Source organism: Serratia sp. A07 (assembly GCF_058725505.1).
This window is the reverse complement of the sequence record NZ_JBZXDO010000003.1, coordinates 76,655-91,094: the sequence shown is the minus strand read 5'-3', so window position 1 is coordinate 91,094 and position 14,440 is coordinate 76,655. Positions and strand designations below refer to the sequence as shown.

Sequence of the window (14,440 nt, the reverse complement as noted above, 5' to 3'; positions counted from 1 at the left end):
GCCCGCCGGGGCGCGCGGCACCGGCGGGCAAACGGCCGCGATCAGGCCGCCAGCAGTTCCGGGCTGTCGGCATGCTGCACGCCCACCGCCGTCGCTGCCGCCACCTGATCGAAGGTGGAATTGACGCTCAGGCCGTAGTCGTCGAGGATGCCGTTCAGCGCGGTTTCCAGCGCGCCGGTATCGCCGGACATCAGGCCGTACACCACCTGGTGCACCACGCCATCGTGACCCTGCGCCTGCAGGCTGCTGAGGTTCAGGCCGCCGAAGCTGACGTCAGGCACCTGGATGTTGTACGGCGTGGAGCCGCCGCCGTTCAGGCCGTCGCCGAACGACAGCGAATCCAGCTGGCCGTACAGGGTGTGCGCCGGGGCATTGAACAAGGTGTAGGTCAGGTTGCCGCCCGCCACGAACGAGGTAACGTTGTTGGCGGTGCTGGTCACGGCGTATTGGCTGCCGGACAGGCTGCCGCCATAGAAGCCGCCGCTGTTGGAGTCGGTGACGTTACCGTTGGTGTGGTTGATATCGCCAAATGACGACGCCCACTCGTTCAGATAGTTATGGATGCTGTAGCTGCCGAAGCTGCTGTCATAGTTGACTGAAAATGCCATTTCTCTATCTCCATTGATGAATGGCGCCCCTTGCGAGGCCGCCCTTGTGCTCAAGAATGAGCAACGCCCTTTTACTGCTTAAAAACGGTATTCCACCCCGCCCTGCACGGTGCGGCCACGCCCCAGCGTGTTGGCCAGCGTCTCGCCGTAGCTGACGACGTAGGCGCGGTTGGTCAGGTTCTCCACCGAGCCGCGCAGCGTCAGGCTGTCGGTCAGCTTGTAGCTGGCGTACAGATCGAACAGGGTATACTTCGGCCAGTCGGCCAGGTACGGGTAGTTGGACGGCACCGAGCTGTCCTGATAGCCCGGCGCGAAGCGCACGGTCACCCCGGCGTCCAGCTTGCGATCGAAAGCGCGGCCGCCCAGCGTCACCGAGCCGCGATCGCCCGGCAGATAGGCGGCCGTGCCGAACTGCGAGCCCCCGTCGCACGTGACGGCATCATTGGACGCGGCATCCGGTTCAACATAGAAGTTGCCGCGGCGCGAACCGTCGCCGTAGCGCAGACGCCCTCCCAGCCAGGCTTTGTTCGAGCAGAACTCGTTTTTGCCGATCATATGGGTGTAGGTCAGGTCGGCGTAGAACACCCCGGCGTCATAGTTGAGCTGATACTCCAGCCCGCGGAAGCGGGTTTTCGACAGGTTGTTGACGTAAGCGGCATTGCCGATGCTCGGCTGCACCAGCCCCGGTTTATTGCGGTCTATCGCCAGGTTGATGTAGTTGTCCACTTTGGTGTCGAAGTAGGCCACCTTGGCCACCAGCCGATCGCCCTCAAACCACAGATCCGGCTGCTGCACGTTGAACCCGACTTCCCAGGCGCGCGAGCGTTCGGCCTGCAGGAACGGGTTGGGGTATTGCGTGGAAGAACTGTGCGCGCTGCCGTTGGTCAGCGTTTCGGTGATCGCCGGCGGCCGCCAGGATTTACCGTAGGTGGAATACAGCTCCAGCCACTCCACGCCGGGGCGCACCGCCACCGCCAGCGTCGGCGACAGTTTGCCCTGATCGCGGTCAACCGCCCAATCCTCGCGGGTGGTGGTTGAACAGCCGGTCAGACGCAGCGCTTTGCAAGGATTGTCAATCGTGTAGCGTTGACCATCCTTAGCCAAATCCGGATAGCTCAGGCCGGTCTGGCCGCGCAGGCGATAGCGGTCGTAACGCAGCCCGCCCTCCAGTGTCAGCCAGCCGTCGTAGTCGTAGGTCAGGTTGGCGAACAGGCTGGCTACCGAACGGTTGCCGGCCGGCGTCACCCCTTCCATGCCCTGACGGGAAGAGTCGCTGGTCGCTTTGTCGTAATAGAACTCCAGCCCGTAGTTGGCGCGGAAGTCGTGCCCCGGCGCCAGGCTGAAGCGCGAGGTGTTTTGCGCCTGCGCGCCATAGGTACGCAGACGAGTGCGCGTCGCGTAGCCGTTGTCCAGCAGCGAGCTGGTGCTGTAGGTGTCGCTGTCGTCCTGAGTATCGACGTAATACAGCTTGGCCTGAAAATCGAGCCAGTCGACGCCTTCCGGCGCCAGGCTGTAGTCAAACGCCGCGTTGCGCGCCATCACGTCGCTGTAACCGGTGCGCTTCCAGCCCAGTTCATAGGGCGGCCGGCTGCCCAGGTTGGTCAAGGTGCCGGCGATCGGCGACGCGGTCTGGGTCTGCAGATAGCTCAGCTGCAGGCGCTGGTTGGCGGGCAGATTCCAGCCCACCTTGGCCAGCCGCGAGTGCATGCGGTAGTTTGTGTCGGGGATTTTGTTGTTCTTGATGCTCTCGGCGTAGCGATCGTAATTGCCGGTGTCATTATTGATACTAATGTTGCCGATATCGCCCTTGTTGCCGGGCCAATAGTCGCCGAGGTGGCGTTCGCTGGCGGCCAGCAGGATATCGCCGGTTTCGTTGCCCAATGCCAGTATGCCGCTGCCGATGAAGTGGGTGCCGTTATCGCCGGTGCTGGCGTGCAGCTTGCCGCCCAGTTCTTTGCCCGGCGCCAGGAAATCGCTCGCGCTGACGGTATTGAAGGTGGCGATACCGCCGAGCGTACCGGCGCTGCCCATGCCGCCGGAGGTGCCCTTGTCGATGGTCACGCCGGACAGCAGTTCGGAATCGATGTACATGGTGCCATTACGCTGGCCATGGCCGCTCTTTTGAAAATTCTGCCGCATGCCGTCGATATTCATGTTCACCCGGCCATAGTCTTGTATGCCGCGGATGTTGACCGACAGCGCCGGATCTTGCTGGCTGACGCTGGAATAGGCCCCCGTCGTCTGCTCCAGAATATCGGCCGCGTGTCGCGCCGGGCGGTTATCCATCTGTTCGCGGCTGATGACGCTGACCGAGCGCGGTTCGTCGTAAACCCAATCGTTGGCGTTGATGCCGCCGGCGCCCAGCACCGTCAGGCTATCCAGCGCCAGCGCACCGCCGTCGCCGTTTGCCGTCGGCAGCCGGCTCAATACGATCTGCCCCTGCGGCTGCAGGCGGAAAGCCACCGGATTGTCGCCAATCAAGCGCCGCAGGCCCTGTTCAACGCTCATGCTGCCGTTCAGCGCCGCCGCCTGCATGCCGTCGAGCTTCACCTCGTCGAAAAATACCTGCATATCGGCCTGCTCGGCGAAGCGCAACATGGCGCTCTGCAGCGGCTGCGCCGCAATGTTGAAATGCTTTTGCTGTGCGGCCTGCGCGCTGCTCGCGTCAGCCTGGGCGGCGAGCGCCACCGCCGGCTGAGTCAGCATCATCGCCGCCAGCGCAGCGCGTACCGCCGTGGCCAATCGGCCGGCCGGCGTGGTTCCCTTGTGAATAAACATGCGTGTGTGTTCCACCCGAAAGAATGCCAAACCAAGTGATAATGGAAATCAATCTCGTTTAAACATAAGGACGTTCCGGGAGGCAAAAACCCGTAAAGATTTTTTACAGAAAGTGAAAATAGCGGCGAAACGGGCATCCCGGCCCGCCTTTGCCGCTCAGTACAGCAGCGTGATGCCGGGGAGATTCAGCTGACGGGCGGAGAGTTCCTGACGAATGGCGCCGACGCCGTCATCGAGTTTATTGAGCGCGAACACGCCGCTCACCGTGCGTGCTCTTAGCGCGGGGTTGACCGCCACGATGCGGGTTTCGCGATAGCGATTGAGCTGCGCGAGCGCCTGCGCCAGCGGTTGGCGGTCGATCACCAGCCAGCCGCGCCGCCAGGCGTCATCACCGGCCGCTTGCCGCGTCAGCCACAGCAGGCCGCTGCGGTAATGCGCCGCCTGACGTTGCGCGACCACCAGCGAGCGCTCGCCGCGCTCGAGCGTCACCCGCACACTGTGCTGATGCACGCTGACATCCACGCCCTGCTCGGTGCGCGCTACGCTGAACTCGGTGCCCAGCGCCTGCGTGACGCCATTTTCCGCCTCCACCCTGAACGGGCGACGTTCCGCCCCGCCCAGCGGCGCGACGATAAAATAGGCGGTGCCGCGCAGCAATCGCACCTTGCGCTCGTCTGCAGAATACGCCAGCGCGATCGCGCTGCCGCTGTCCAGCGCCACCCGGCTGCCGTCCGGCAACGCAACTTCGCGCACCTCGCCGCGAACGGTTTGATAATCCGCCTGCATGCCGATCCACAGATCCGGCCCGCGATAAACGCCGAAGGAAACGGCGATCGCCACAGCCGCCGCCACCGCCCAGCGTGGCCATCGATGGCGAGAGGGCGTTTTCAGCGCCGCCACCTGCGGCTGTAAGGCCTGCCGCTGCTCTGGCGGCAACTGCCCCAGCGTCGTCCAAAGCTGGCGCGCCTGACGCAGCGCCGCCGGATGCTGCGGATCATCGGCCAGCCAGGCGTCCAGCGCTTGCCGCCGTTCGGCGGGCAGCGCCCCTTCGGCCAGGCGTACGGCCCAGGCGGCCGCCTGCTGTCGCGCCTGCGCGGTTAGCGGTTTCATGATGACGTAGCCCCCTGTTTTTTCTGGTTATAGGTTAAGACGTCTGAGGGCGGATAAACCGGTAAAAAAATTGCCATTATTGTTCTTCCATACGCGCCATCAGCCGCTCGAGCGCGCTGGCCAGGTGTTTTTCCACCGTGCTGAGCGACACGCCCAGCTGCGCCGCCACCTGCGCCTGGGTCAGGCCATCGAGCCGGTTAAGGCGGAAAATCTGCTGCGTGCGCGACGGCATGCCCGCCAACGCCTGTTGCAACAGCTGCAGCAGTTGGCTATCGATCGCCAGTTGTTCAAGCGCCGGTTCGCCGGAGGGATACTGCGCCAGAATGTCGTCTTCTACCGCTTCGGTCTGCCGCCGCTGCTGCTGGCGCAGATGGTCGAGCATCAGGTTTTTGGCGGTTTTATACAGGTAGGCCTCAATATCGAGAATGTTACCCTGCGGATATTGCTCGGTAAGGCGGGTAAAACTTTCCTGCGCCAAATCCGCGGCCAGCTGAGGGTCGCGCAGTTTGGCGTTCAAATAAGTTTGCAGCGGCCGCATGTGGCGCAGAAACAGCGCCTGCAACTCGGAATTGGACATCTCTTTTCCCAGAAGTGAAACACCCAATAGGGGCGATAAAAATCACACAAATGATTATCATTATCAATATTGTTCTGGGAAATATGTGCTAAGGCGGGGATAAACAGGAAACCGGCCTGACGCCGGTTTCCGCTGGGCTGCAGGTCAGAGCTCTAACGCCTCGTCCTCATAGCGATGCTTGGCGTCGAGCGCTTCCTGCTCGGTTTCATGTTCACTGAGCAGCGTATTCGGCTCAATGTCGTCGGTGCGCACTTCAAAACGGCGCAGATGCAGGCTCGGGTCGCCCCGAAACACCTCTACGACGCGGGCGCTCCGTGGATAAGCAGGTTGATCATTTTCGCGCATGCCGTTCTCCCGTGTGTTTCACACAGTAGCAAGTATAGCAGCCGCCCTCATTCCGACACGCGCGAGCCAAGATCGCGATCGCCGGGGGAGCCCGCCAACAGCTCGGTCAGTTCGTCACAGGCGCAAATGCGGCCCTCACGCACGGTGAAGTGCGCCAGCACCCGCACGCGGCTGCAAGAACCATCGCACTTTTCCAGCTCGACCAGATGGTGGGTCAGCACCGCCTCGCCCTGCTCCGCCGCCGCGATCACGCTCAGCGTCATGCGGCGGGTTTGCCGCTTCAGCAGCGCCATGTGTTGCTCAAACTGCTCGAAGTTCAGCACCTTGCCATCCACCTGCTGGCGGTAGTCTGCGCTGAAACGGGCGGCGAGCTGCGTCGGCCGGTGCTCCGGGCTGGCGACGACCTGCTGCAGCGTATCGAGTACCAGATCCAGTGGGGTAAGTTGAGTCATCATGTTTCTCCGAAATAGGGTGAACGACGATCCTATCCCGCTCAAGCGATGGCATAATAACCACATCAAGACTTTTAATAACGTTAAACGGCCAACATGACGCAGATCCGCAGCCAACGCCTTCAGCATGAAAAAAAACACCTGACGCCCTGGCACCGGCACGAAGGCGGCCAGATCTATCTCTTGACGCGCGGCATGCTGGCCATGGAACTCCCAGGCCGGCAATGGGCGATCACCGGCGGTACGCTGGGCTGGCTGCCGCCGGGATACGCCCATCAGGCGCTGGCCTGCGGCGACGTGGCGGGCTGGAGTCTGTATCTGCCGGTGGAAAGCCTGCCGGAGATGCCGCCGCAGCCGCAGCTGTTCACGGCCTCTGCGCTGTTGCAAGCCCTGGTGGAGCGCATCGCGCAGTTCCCCGCCGGCCCGCTGAGTGCGCCGCAACAGCGGCTGCTGCAGGTGCTGCTGGACGAAATGCACGCGGCAAGCCGCGCCCCTTTGCAATTGCCGCTGCCGCAGGACGCACGGTTGCTGAACATCGCCCGGGCGCTGCTGAACGATCCCGCCAGCCTGCGCAGCCAGTGCGACTGGGCCACCTGGGCCGGGCTCAGCCCGCGCACCCTGAGCCGCCGTTTTCTGCAGGAAACCGGCATCAGCTTCGCGCTGTGGCGCCAGCAGGCGCGGGTATTGCGTTCACTGGAGGGATTATCACGCGGCGAAGCGGTCAGCGAGGTGGCCGACGCCTGTGGCTATGACAACGTCAGCGCCTATATCGCCGCCTTTCGCCGCCGCTTCGGCGTCACGCCCGGGGCGTACTTTGCGCCGGCTCGGCAAACGGAATAAGAAAACGGGCGCCCAGCGCCCGAAGAGAAGAAAGGGTTACTTCACCGTCTCACGCGGCAGCACCGCGAGGATTTGTTCCACCACCCGCTGCGGATCGGCGGCGCCGTCTATCACGTAATGCGCGGCGTCCTGATACAGCGCTTCGCGCGCCGCCAGCACCTCGAGCATCTCTTCGGCGATCGGCCTGCCGGTGAGCGTCGGGCGCTGCGCATCTTCCGGGTACTCTTCCAGCCGCTGCGCCAACACGCTGGCAGGCGCGCGCAGGTAGATAACGGTGCCATGCTGACGCATAAACTGACGGTTCTCCTCCGCCAGGATCGCCCCGCCGCCGGTGGCAACTATAGTTGACGGCTTGGTCACGGTTTGCAACGCGATGGTCTCGCGGCGGCGGAACCCCAGCCAGCCCTCGCGCTCGACCATTTCCGCCACGCTCATCTGCGCCGCCTGCTGCATAAACAGATCGGTATCGACGAACTGATAGCCCAACGCCAGCGCCAATGCGCTGCCTACCGTGGTCTTGCCGGCTCCGCGAGCGCCTATCATGAACAGGGTTTGTGTCATTACGGGTTGTCCCTTATGCGGTGACTTGAGTGCATTGCATACCAAAATACCGAGCGGGTGCGATGGCGTGGTGGCAGCATCATACCCTGCCCGCTCTGTATTTCAATATTTACGACAGTGTAAATTCCATGGCACAGCGACTGCCTGCGGCAAAGCCGTGCGCCAGATCCTCATCCAGATGCCGCCGCAGGGCAGCCGTGAGGCGCGCGTCGTCGAGCGGCCGGAATCCCAGCCGCCGGTAGTAAGGCGCATTCCACGGCACCTCAATGAAGGTAGTGAGCGTCAGGCGGCCGGCGCCCTGCCGTTTGGCCTCTTCCGCCACCGCGCCGATCAGGCGACGGCCGACGCCCTGCCGCTGCCAGGTGCCGGCGACCGACAATTCGGCGATGTGCCAATCTTCCCCCTGAGCCTGCACGGCGATAAAACCGGCGCACTCGCCGTTGTCGCTTTCCGCCAGCCATTCACGGCGTTCGGCAATAAACGCGGCATGCTGCTGCGGGGCCATCACCTCGCCTTCGGCGATAAAGCGCCATTCCGGCTGCTGGCGAAACAGCTGCGCCGCCGAACGTTCAACCGCCATCAGATGCACGATATCCCGCTGCTGCGCCAAACGAATCTGCAGGCTCATGGGTTCTCCTTAACGTTGGGGCGGTTATTTAAGCAAATTTCACCGCCCGTAGCTTAGAAATCGATACTGCCGCGCAGCACCACCTCACGCGGTTCCCCCACCGCCACGCGCAAATTACCGCCGCTGGACGGGTAGTAAGTTTTATCGAACAGGTTCTTCACGTTCAGCTGCCATTTCACCCGATAGCCGTTGATCGGCATGGTGTAAGCGGCGAACGCATCGGCAACGGTGTAAATATCCAGGGAGAAGCTGTTGGCAGCGTCACCCGGGCGGCGTCCTACGTAGCGCGCACCGGCGCCAATGCGCACCTCATCGCCGCTGTAGAAGCCCGGGCTGCCCAGGTTCTGGGTCAGGAACAGCGAGGCGGTGTGGCGCGCCACGTTGGTCATCTCTTTCCCCTTGTTGTCCGGATCGTCCACCACCCGCGCGTCGGTATACGCATAGGAGCCGATCAGGCTCAGCGAATCGGTGAGGTTACCGGCTACGTCCAGCTCCACGCCCTGCGAACGTACGCGCCCGGCGGTACGCGTCACGGTTTCGCCCTCCACCAGCTCATTGACCATCACGTTGCGCTTGGTGATGTCGAACAGCGCCAGCGTGCCGGTGACGCCGTTCGGCAACGCCAGCTTGCCGCCGACTTCCCACGACTTGCCCTGCTCCGGCGGCAGCGAACCAATTTGGGTGGCGATGGAAGAGTTCGGCTTGAACGACTCGGTATAGCTGCTGTACAGCGACACATAAGGCGTCAGCTTGTACACCACCCCGGCGCGCGGCACCAGCTTGCTGTCCGAGCTGTCGGTATTGGCCTGGAACGGCCGCCCCTTGCCGGCATAGACGTCGAAAGCGTCGTAACGCAGGCCGCCCATCACCAGCCATTTATCGGTTAGCTGGATGGAGTCCTGCATAAACCAACCGTAGCTGGTGAGGTTTTCCCGCTGGTCGCTGTCTTTGGCGCTGACCGCCGTCGACGGCGGCATCAGGCCGTATACCGGATGATAGATATTGAAATCGCTGTTCTTTTTGCCGCGGATCATGTCGCCGCGGAAGGTACGGTTATCTTCAAAATCGAAGCCGAACAGCATCTGGTGGTTGATGCTGCCCCAGTCCACGTCGCCATTGAGCGTCAGCTGCACCGCGTTGGCGTGGCTGACGGCGTTGGCAGTCGAGTCGGCCTGGCGGCTCAACACGCCGGTCACCGGGTTCAGCGCCGTGGCGCGCGCCTGGTTGTCGCTGTAGCTGTTGCGGCTGTAGGCGTAGGTCAGTGAGCTTTTCCAGCGCTCGTTGAGCGTTTGATCGATCTGCAGGGTAATGCTGTCCTGATCGCCGCGGGTGGCATTATAGGCTTCGTCGAAACGGCGATCGCGCGGCGTATTCACCGGTTTGCCGGTGCGCGAATCGATAATGGTGCCGCGATCGAACGGCACCAGATATTCCATATGTTCATAGGCCAAGCGCACGGTGGTGTTCTCGCCGTACCACATCAACGACGGCGCGATCACCGTCTGGCGATTGCGGCCAAAGTTGCGCCAGTAATCGGTTTCATCGTGATCGACGATCATGCGATAGGCAAACCCCGACGTGCCGAGCGGCCCGGTAACGTCGAGCTGGCCGCCGCCGCCGTTGAAGCTGCTGCCCCAGCCTTCCACGTGGGTATGCTGCTGCAACTGGGGCTTTTTGGTGATCATGTTGATCATCCCGCCCGGCTCGCCCATGCCGTACAGCATCGAGGCCGGCCCCTTGAGCACCTCCACCCGCTCGGTGGTCGGCGTAAAGTTGCGCGCCTGCACCGAGCGCACGCCGTCGCGCAGAATGGAGCCGTCGCGGTTGTCGCCGAAGCCGCGTTTCATGACCGCGTCCTGGGTGCCGCCCAGCGTGTTGGCCTGGGTAATGCCGCTGACGTTGTACAGCGCTTCGTCCAGGCTGCTGACCGCCTGATCGGTAATCACCTGCTGCGGCACCACGTCGATCGCCTGCGGCACGTTCAGCAGGTTGGTTTCGCTGCGGGTGCCGGTGACGCTGGTCAACGGCTGATAGCTCTGCACGCCGTCGGCATCTTTGCGACCGACCACAACCAGGCTCTCTTCCTGCGGCGCGACTTTCTCCGCCGCCCACGTCGGCGATGTCGCGCAGGCCGCCAAAGGCAATGCGCACCACCAGCCGCGCTTGTTGTTATTCATTATCTAACTGACTCCAATAGGTCCCTGAAAAAGGTAACGGCAAAAACTGCTGATACAGCTGTTGGAAGGTCTGCTGCGGGTTAATGTCGGCGAACAGATCCGGGTAAAACGCTTTGGCGAACATCTCGACCAGCACCACGTGGTACGGGCTGAGGTAAAAGTTGTGCCAGACGCTCCAGGCGCGGTGATGCTTCACCGCCTGCAGGCTGGCCAGCATCGGCTGTGTGGCGATCAGCCGGCGGAAGCTGTCGGCGGCGTCCTGTTGGCTGACCTGCGGCCCGAGGCGCAGATCGGACAGCCGCTTGCCCTGCGGCCCGGCCATGCCGGTGGCGAGGTAAACGTCGGGATTGGCGCTCAGGATGGTTTCCGGGTTCAGCTCACCGTACACCCCTTTGACGCTGGCGTTGGCGATGTTGTCGCCGCCGGCGAAGGTCAGCAGATCGCCAAGGTTGCCATGCGCGGCGGTGGTGCAGCAGGTGTCGCGCCGCCCCAGATGCAGGTGCAGCATCACTTTGGGCTTCGGCCCCTGATAGCCCGCCAGCCGCTGCTGAATCACAGCCATATGCTGCTGATAAAACGCGATGAACTGCTCAGCGCGCTGCTGGCGATTGAGCACTTCGCCCAGCAGCCGTACGCTCGGCACGGTGTTGTTCAGCAGATCGATGCGCAGATCGACGTAGATTACCGCCACGCCGGCCTTGTTCAGCGCGGAAACCAGCAGATCGTTATCGCCGTCTTCACGCGCGTAGCGCGCCAGGATCACCAGATCCGGCTTCAGCTGCAGCAGGCTTTCAATATTGACCTGGCGGAAATTATTGCCGCTGATAATGGGGATCGCGGCGATCTGCGGGAACTTCTGCGTATAGAGCTGCCAGCTTTGCGCATCGAACCGCGCCAGATCCGCCGGCCAGCCGACGATGCGCTGCGCCGGGTTGCCCGGCTCCAGCAGCGCCAGCGTATACAGCATGCGGCTTTCCCCCACCACGATGCGCTGCGGGTTGTCCGGCACCACGACCTGGCGGCCGGTGATATCGGTCACCGTCTTCGCCTGAGCGGAGAACACGCCGAAGCACAGGGAAAGCAGCAGTAAAATGAGGGAATTGCGCATGATTAAGCCGACACGGGGGAAATAGTGTGCGCATGATAATCACTCTCATTAGCACTTGCAATCCTGCACGGCGATTGCCAAAAGAAATCCGGGAAACGGCGCCGGGCGCGCGGCGAAACATGGCGAAACCGCTAAAAGAGCGGCTTTAAAAAGTTAAAAAAATGGCGGGGAAATCGGTTAAATAGAGCGGAAACCACCAAAATAGGGAGACATCCATGGATCAACGCATTATTCCGCTGTCGGAGTGCCCGCAGTTTGCCGATGTGTGCGCCGCCTGGGCCTTCGGCCAGTGGGGTTCACAACGCGGCGGCACGCTGGAGCGCACCCAGCTGCGCTTCGCCCAATGCAGCCGGCCAAGCGACGATCACCTGACGCTGATGATGATCGACGGCGATCGCCCGGTGGGCATGGCCAGCCTGTGGCCCAGCGACGATCATCAGCGCCAGGATCTCACCCCGTGGCTGGCCGGCGTCTTCGTGCATCCCGATCACCGCCGCAAGGGCATTGCCCACCGCCTGGAGATGGCGATCGTCGAAGCGGCGCGGCAGCGCCATCATTCGATTTTGCATCTCATCACCGACAAATCGGAAGCGCTGTACGCCGGCTGGGGTTGGCAACCTCTGGAGCGCCGGCGGCAGTATGACGAAGACGTGGTGGTGATGGTGAAAACGCTGTAGTTAACGCGGCGTACAGACATACACCAGCGCCGGCGGGAAATTGCGCACCACCCGCAGGCGCTTCCAGTGAAAATAGCGGGACAGCAATTTTTCCGACAGGTGGCTGTATTGGAACAGCACCAGCGTGCCGTTGCGCGCCAGCAGCCGCTGCCGGGCCTGCTGAAGGATGCGCACGCTGATCCTGACCGGGATCGACAGCAGCGGCAGGCAGGAAAACACCACGTCATAATCCGTGGCCATTTGTGTCGCCGAATGGGCCATCACCTGCAGCCGCCGATCGTCTATCCCCCGCAGCCGATGCACGAAATGCGGTTGGATCTCGAAAGCCTCCAGCGCCGCATCGGCGCGCATCCGCCCCAGAATGCGTTTGGTCAATACGCCGTCCGCCGCCCCCAGCTCCGCGATCGACAGCGCCCGGGTCCATTCAACCTGGTTCAGCATCGCCTGGCACAGCCACGGGGAAGAAGGCGCCAGCGTACCGACGGTGCGCGGTGAAGCCATAAATTGCTGCAGGTAAGCGAAGTGATTCATCAGTTGCAGCCGGGTCGCATTTAACATTGAGGCCTCCTTGGGTTAAGTCCTCAATGTGAGCCGAATTTCTTAAGTATTCATTAACATGATTCCGAAAGCGGCGGACACAGTTGTAATAAAATGCAACCTCAGCCGCAGCGGAAAAATGAAAAACGGTCGTAATAATGACCTGAAAATAAGCCGCCCACGCGCGCCCTATCAGATAATTATTACGACCGTTTATTTTATTGGCCACGTTGCCGTGGCCAGAGGGTAAAAAACCAACGCTTAGCGATAAATTTCCGCATTGCCGCGCCAGTTGCTGGAATCCCCGGGGGTGTCCAGACCGATAATGCGGTAATGGCCGGCGCCGTCCGCCGCGGCTTTTTCTTTCAGGGCGTGAATGGCGTCATGCGGTGAGCCGCTAATGCCGGAAACCGACACCACGCCGAGGCTTTGCAGATTGGCGGCCTGTTCGCTGTTGACCTGTTTCACCGACGACAGCGGCGCGGCGAAAGTGGAGAAGGAAGCGGCGGCGATCAATACTGCTGCGATGCTTGGGATAAGTTTCATGATTGACTCCAGGTGTTCTTGTTTATTAGCTCGTTGTCAGTGATGTTAATTATCCGCTAGCCAATGAAAACGGACGTCATGCAACGTAAAGAACATCAATCATTGTGAGGAGAATAAGGAGGAAGTGAGAGCGAGTGTGTATTTTAAGGCGGAAATGACTTTATAGGGTTCACCTTACCCTTATTTGATGAACAATTAAAGACGGGGAGAAAGAAAGAACGCGCGCCGCCGCTATTTAAGATTTTTTACCCGCCGGGGCGCGCTGAGCTACGCTGATTTTGTGGCTTACCCTTTTAAGGAAGAACGCTTATGTCGCAAAACCTGCTGCGCGTGCGTGACGGTCAGGGCGCTTCAGTCTCGTTTTCCGAGCTGCTGTTCGATCTGATCTACGTTTTCGCCGTGACCCAACTTTCCCACTATCTGTTGCATCACCTGACGCTGACTGGCGCGCTGGAAACCCTGTTGCTGTGGTTCGCCGTCTGGCTGGCCTGGCAATACACCGCCTGGGTCACCAACTGGTTCAATCCGGATACCCGTCAGATCCGCCTGCTGCTGTTCGCTATCATGCTGCTGGGGCTGTTCGCCGCCGCCGCGCTGCCGCAGGCGTTTGGCGAGCGCGGCCTGATCTTCGCGCTGTTCTATGTCGCCATTCAGGTCGGGCGCTCCGTCACGGTACTGCGCCTGCTGGCGCCCGGTCATCCGTTAAAACGAAACTTTCACCGCATCCTCGGCTGGCTGTGCATCTCCGCCGTCTTCTGGATCGCCGGTGGGCTGGCGGAAGGCAACGCCCGCCTGGCGCTGTGGGCGGTCGCGGTCTTGTGCGAATACGTCTCGCCGATGTTCGGCTTCCGGCTGCCGGTGCTGGGGCGCTCGGACAGCAGCAGCGAATGGACCATCGAGGGTCACCATCTGGCGGAACGCTGCCAGCTGTTCGTGATCGTGGCGCTGGGGGAAACCATTCTGATCACCGGCGCCACCCTGAGCGAGATGGAAAGCTGGAGCCTGCCGGTGCTCATCGCCTCGCTGGTGGCCTTTCTCGGCAGCCTGGCGATGTGGTGGGTCTACTTCGACACCAGCAGCAAAGCCGGCAGCCATGCCATCAGCCAGGCGGAAAACCCCGGCCAGCTGGGCGCTTACTTCCATTACGTGCACGTCGCGCTGGTGGGGGCGATCATCGTCTGCGCCGTGGCCAACGAGCTGGTGATCGCCCATCCCGACGGCCGCATCCAAAACGCCACGGCGGCGGTGTTGCTGCTCGGCCCGGCACTCTACCTGTTCGCCAACGCGCTGTATAAACGGCTGGTGTATCATCGCTTATCGCTGTCGCACCTGGTGGGGCTGCTGGCGCTGGCGGTATTGGCCCCCATCGCCTATTTAACCGATCTGCTGATGGTCAATGGCCTGACGACGCTGATCATGGTGGTGGTGGCGGTGTGGGAGAGCATCTCGCGCGGCAGAGCGCCGCAGCGGCACGCGGAAGCCTGAAGCAAACGGGG

15 protein-coding genes are annotated in these 14,440 nt (G+C 62.0%); 3 read left to right on the top strand and 12 right to left on the bottom strand.

The annotated features are described in order from the left end of the window. Positions 1 to 41: 41 nt before the first annotated feature. The 6 genes from AC4PR2_RS04150 to AC4PR2_RS04125 form a co-directional block, all read right to left on the bottom strand. Positions 42 to 608 carry a heme acquisition protein HasA gene (locus AC4PR2_RS04150; protein WP_033642038.1) on the bottom strand — a complete coding sequence of 189 codons (567 nt, stop codon included), beginning with the start codon at positions 606 to 608 and terminating at the stop codon, positions 42 to 44. A gap of 78 nt (positions 609 to 686) precedes the next feature. Further along, on the bottom strand, positions 687 to 3,386 hold the full coding sequence (locus tag AC4PR2_RS04145; protein ID WP_492174911.1) for a TonB-dependent receptor: 2,700 nt from the start codon (positions 3,384 to 3,386) through the stop codon (positions 687 to 689). Positions 3,387 to 3,542: 156 nt separating this feature from the next. Next, positions 3,543 to 4,496, bottom strand: coding sequence for a FecR family protein (locus AC4PR2_RS04140; RefSeq protein WP_060440594.1), 954 nt, complete (start codon positions 4,494 to 4,496; stop codon positions 3,543 to 3,545). Positions 4,497 to 4,572: 76 nt separating this feature from the next. Then, the gene (locus tag AC4PR2_RS04135; protein WP_060423284.1) at positions 4,573 to 5,073 is read right to left on the bottom strand and encodes an RNA polymerase sigma factor; all 501 of its coding nucleotides are present in this window, start codon (positions 5,071 to 5,073) and stop codon (positions 4,573 to 4,575) included. A gap of 144 nt (positions 5,074 to 5,217) precedes the next feature. After that, entirely contained in the window at positions 5,218 to 5,418 is a 201-nt protein-coding gene (locus AC4PR2_RS04130) for a YaiA family protein (protein WP_046688340.1), read from the bottom strand. Positions 5,419 to 5,465: 47 nt separating this feature from the next. Next, the gene (locus AC4PR2_RS04125; RefSeq protein WP_070915516.1) at positions 5,466 to 5,870 is read right to left on the bottom strand and encodes a nuclear transport factor 2 family protein; all 405 of its coding nucleotides are present in this window, start codon (positions 5,868 to 5,870) and stop codon (positions 5,466 to 5,468) included. 96 nt (positions 5,871 to 5,966) lie between these two features. On the opposite strand from AC4PR2_RS04125, the gene AC4PR2_RS04120 reads away from it, so the two are divergent. Further along, positions 5,967 to 6,710 carry a helix-turn-helix domain-containing protein gene (locus AC4PR2_RS04120; protein WP_142109353.1) on the top strand — a complete coding sequence of 248 codons (744 nt, stop codon included), beginning with the start codon at positions 5,967 to 5,969 and terminating at the stop codon, positions 6,708 to 6,710. A 36-nt stretch (positions 6,711 to 6,746) separates the two neighbouring features. On the opposite strand, the gene aroL is transcribed toward AC4PR2_RS04120, so the two are convergent. The 4 genes from aroL to AC4PR2_RS04100 form a co-directional block, all read right to left on the bottom strand. Continuing rightward, entirely contained in the window at positions 6,747 to 7,271 is a 525-nt protein-coding gene (aroL, locus tag AC4PR2_RS04115; RefSeq protein ID WP_033637260.1) for a shikimate kinase AroL, read from the bottom strand. A 109-nt stretch (positions 7,272 to 7,380) separates the two neighbouring features. Then, positions 7,381 to 7,899 (bottom strand): GNAT family N-acetyltransferase, encoded by a 519-nt coding sequence (locus tag AC4PR2_RS04110; protein WP_060423270.1) that lies wholly within the window; start codon positions 7,897 to 7,899, stop codon positions 7,381 to 7,383. Positions 7,900 to 7,952: 53 nt separating this feature from the next. Further along, positions 7,953 to 10,076, bottom strand: coding sequence for a TonB-dependent siderophore receptor (locus AC4PR2_RS04105; protein ID WP_492174910.1), 2,124 nt, complete (start codon positions 10,074 to 10,076; stop codon positions 7,953 to 7,955). Further along, positions 10,069 to 11,184, bottom strand: coding sequence for an ABC transporter substrate-binding protein (locus tag AC4PR2_RS04100; RefSeq protein ID WP_060423264.1), 1,116 nt, complete (start codon positions 11,182 to 11,184; stop codon positions 10,069 to 10,071). Before AC4PR2_RS04100 ends, AC4PR2_RS04105 begins: the two co-directional genes overlap by 8 nt. Positions 11,185 to 11,399: 215 nt before the next feature. On the opposite strand from AC4PR2_RS04100, the gene AC4PR2_RS04095 reads away from it, so the two are divergent. Next, complete coding sequence (locus AC4PR2_RS04095; protein WP_060423260.1) at positions 11,400 to 11,861, top strand: GNAT family N-acetyltransferase; 462 nt, start codon at positions 11,400 to 11,402, stop codon at positions 11,859 to 11,861. Here the strand turns inward: AC4PR2_RS04095 and AC4PR2_RS04090 are convergent, their stop codons facing one another. After that, positions 11,862 to 12,419: a class I SAM-dependent methyltransferase gene (locus tag AC4PR2_RS04090; protein ID WP_060423257.1), complete on the bottom strand. Its 558-nt coding sequence runs from the start codon at positions 12,417 to 12,419 to the stop codon at positions 11,862 to 11,864. A 240-nt stretch (positions 12,420 to 12,659) separates the two neighbouring features. Then, on the bottom strand, positions 12,660 to 12,944 hold the full coding sequence (locus AC4PR2_RS04085; protein WP_038873191.1) for a YdgH/BhsA/McbA-like domain containing protein: 285 nt from the start codon (positions 12,942 to 12,944) through the stop codon (positions 12,660 to 12,662). Positions 12,945 to 13,253: 309 nt separating this feature from the next. On the opposite strand from AC4PR2_RS04085, the gene AC4PR2_RS04080 reads away from it, so the two are divergent. Then, on the top strand, positions 13,254 to 14,429 hold the full coding sequence (locus AC4PR2_RS04080; protein WP_492174909.1) for a low temperature requirement protein A: 1,176 nt from the start codon (positions 13,254 to 13,256) through the stop codon (positions 14,427 to 14,429). The last annotated feature ends 11 nt before the right edge of the window (positions 14,430 to 14,440 follow it).

Coding starts and splice junctions, on each gene's coding strand:
- AC4PR2_RS04150 (WP_033642038.1), bottom strand. CDS start 608: ATGGCATTTTCAGTCAACTATGACAGCAGCTTCGGCAGCTACAGCATC.
- AC4PR2_RS04145 (WP_492174911.1), bottom strand. CDS start 3,386: ATGTTTATTCACAAGGGAACCACGCCGGCCGGCCGATTGGCCACGGCG.
- AC4PR2_RS04140 (WP_060440594.1), bottom strand. CDS start 4,496: ATGAAACCGCTAACCGCGCAGGCGCGACAGCAGGCGGCCGCCTGGGCC.
- AC4PR2_RS04135 (WP_060423284.1), bottom strand. CDS start 5,073: ATGTCCAATTCCGAGTTGCAGGCGCTGTTTCTGCGCCACATGCGGCCG.
- AC4PR2_RS04130 (WP_046688340.1), bottom strand. CDS start 5,418: ATGCGCGAAAATGATCAACCTGCTTATCCACGGAGCGCCCGCGTCGTA.
- AC4PR2_RS04125 (WP_070915516.1), bottom strand. CDS start 5,870: ATGACTCAACTTACCCCACTGGATCTGGTACTCGATACGCTGCAGCAG.
- AC4PR2_RS04120 (WP_142109353.1), top strand. CDS start 5,967: ATGACGCAGATCCGCAGCCAACGCCTTCAGCATGAAAAAAAACACCTG.
- aroL (WP_033637260.1), bottom strand. CDS start 7,271: ATGACACAAACCCTGTTCATGATAGGCGCTCGCGGAGCCGGCAAGACC.
- AC4PR2_RS04110 (WP_060423270.1), bottom strand. CDS start 7,899: ATGAGCCTGCAGATTCGTTTGGCGCAGCAGCGGGATATCGTGCATCTG.
- AC4PR2_RS04105 (WP_492174910.1), bottom strand. CDS start 10,076: ATGAATAACAACAAGCGCGGCTGGTGGTGCGCATTGCCTTTGGCGGCC.
- AC4PR2_RS04100 (WP_060423264.1), bottom strand. CDS start 11,184: ATGCGCAATTCCCTCATTTTACTGCTGCTTTCCCTGTGCTTCGGCGTG.
- AC4PR2_RS04095 (WP_060423260.1), top strand. CDS start 11,400: ATGGATCAACGCATTATTCCGCTGTCGGAGTGCCCGCAGTTTGCCGAT.
- AC4PR2_RS04090 (WP_060423257.1), bottom strand. CDS start 12,419: ATGTTAAATGCGACCCGGCTGCAACTGATGAATCACTTCGCTTACCTG.
- AC4PR2_RS04085 (WP_038873191.1), bottom strand. CDS start 12,944: ATGAAACTTATCCCAAGCATCGCAGCAGTATTGATCGCCGCCGCTTCC.
- AC4PR2_RS04080 (WP_492174909.1), top strand. CDS start 13,254: ATGTCGCAAAACCTGCTGCGCGTGCGTGACGGTCAGGGCGCTTCAGTC.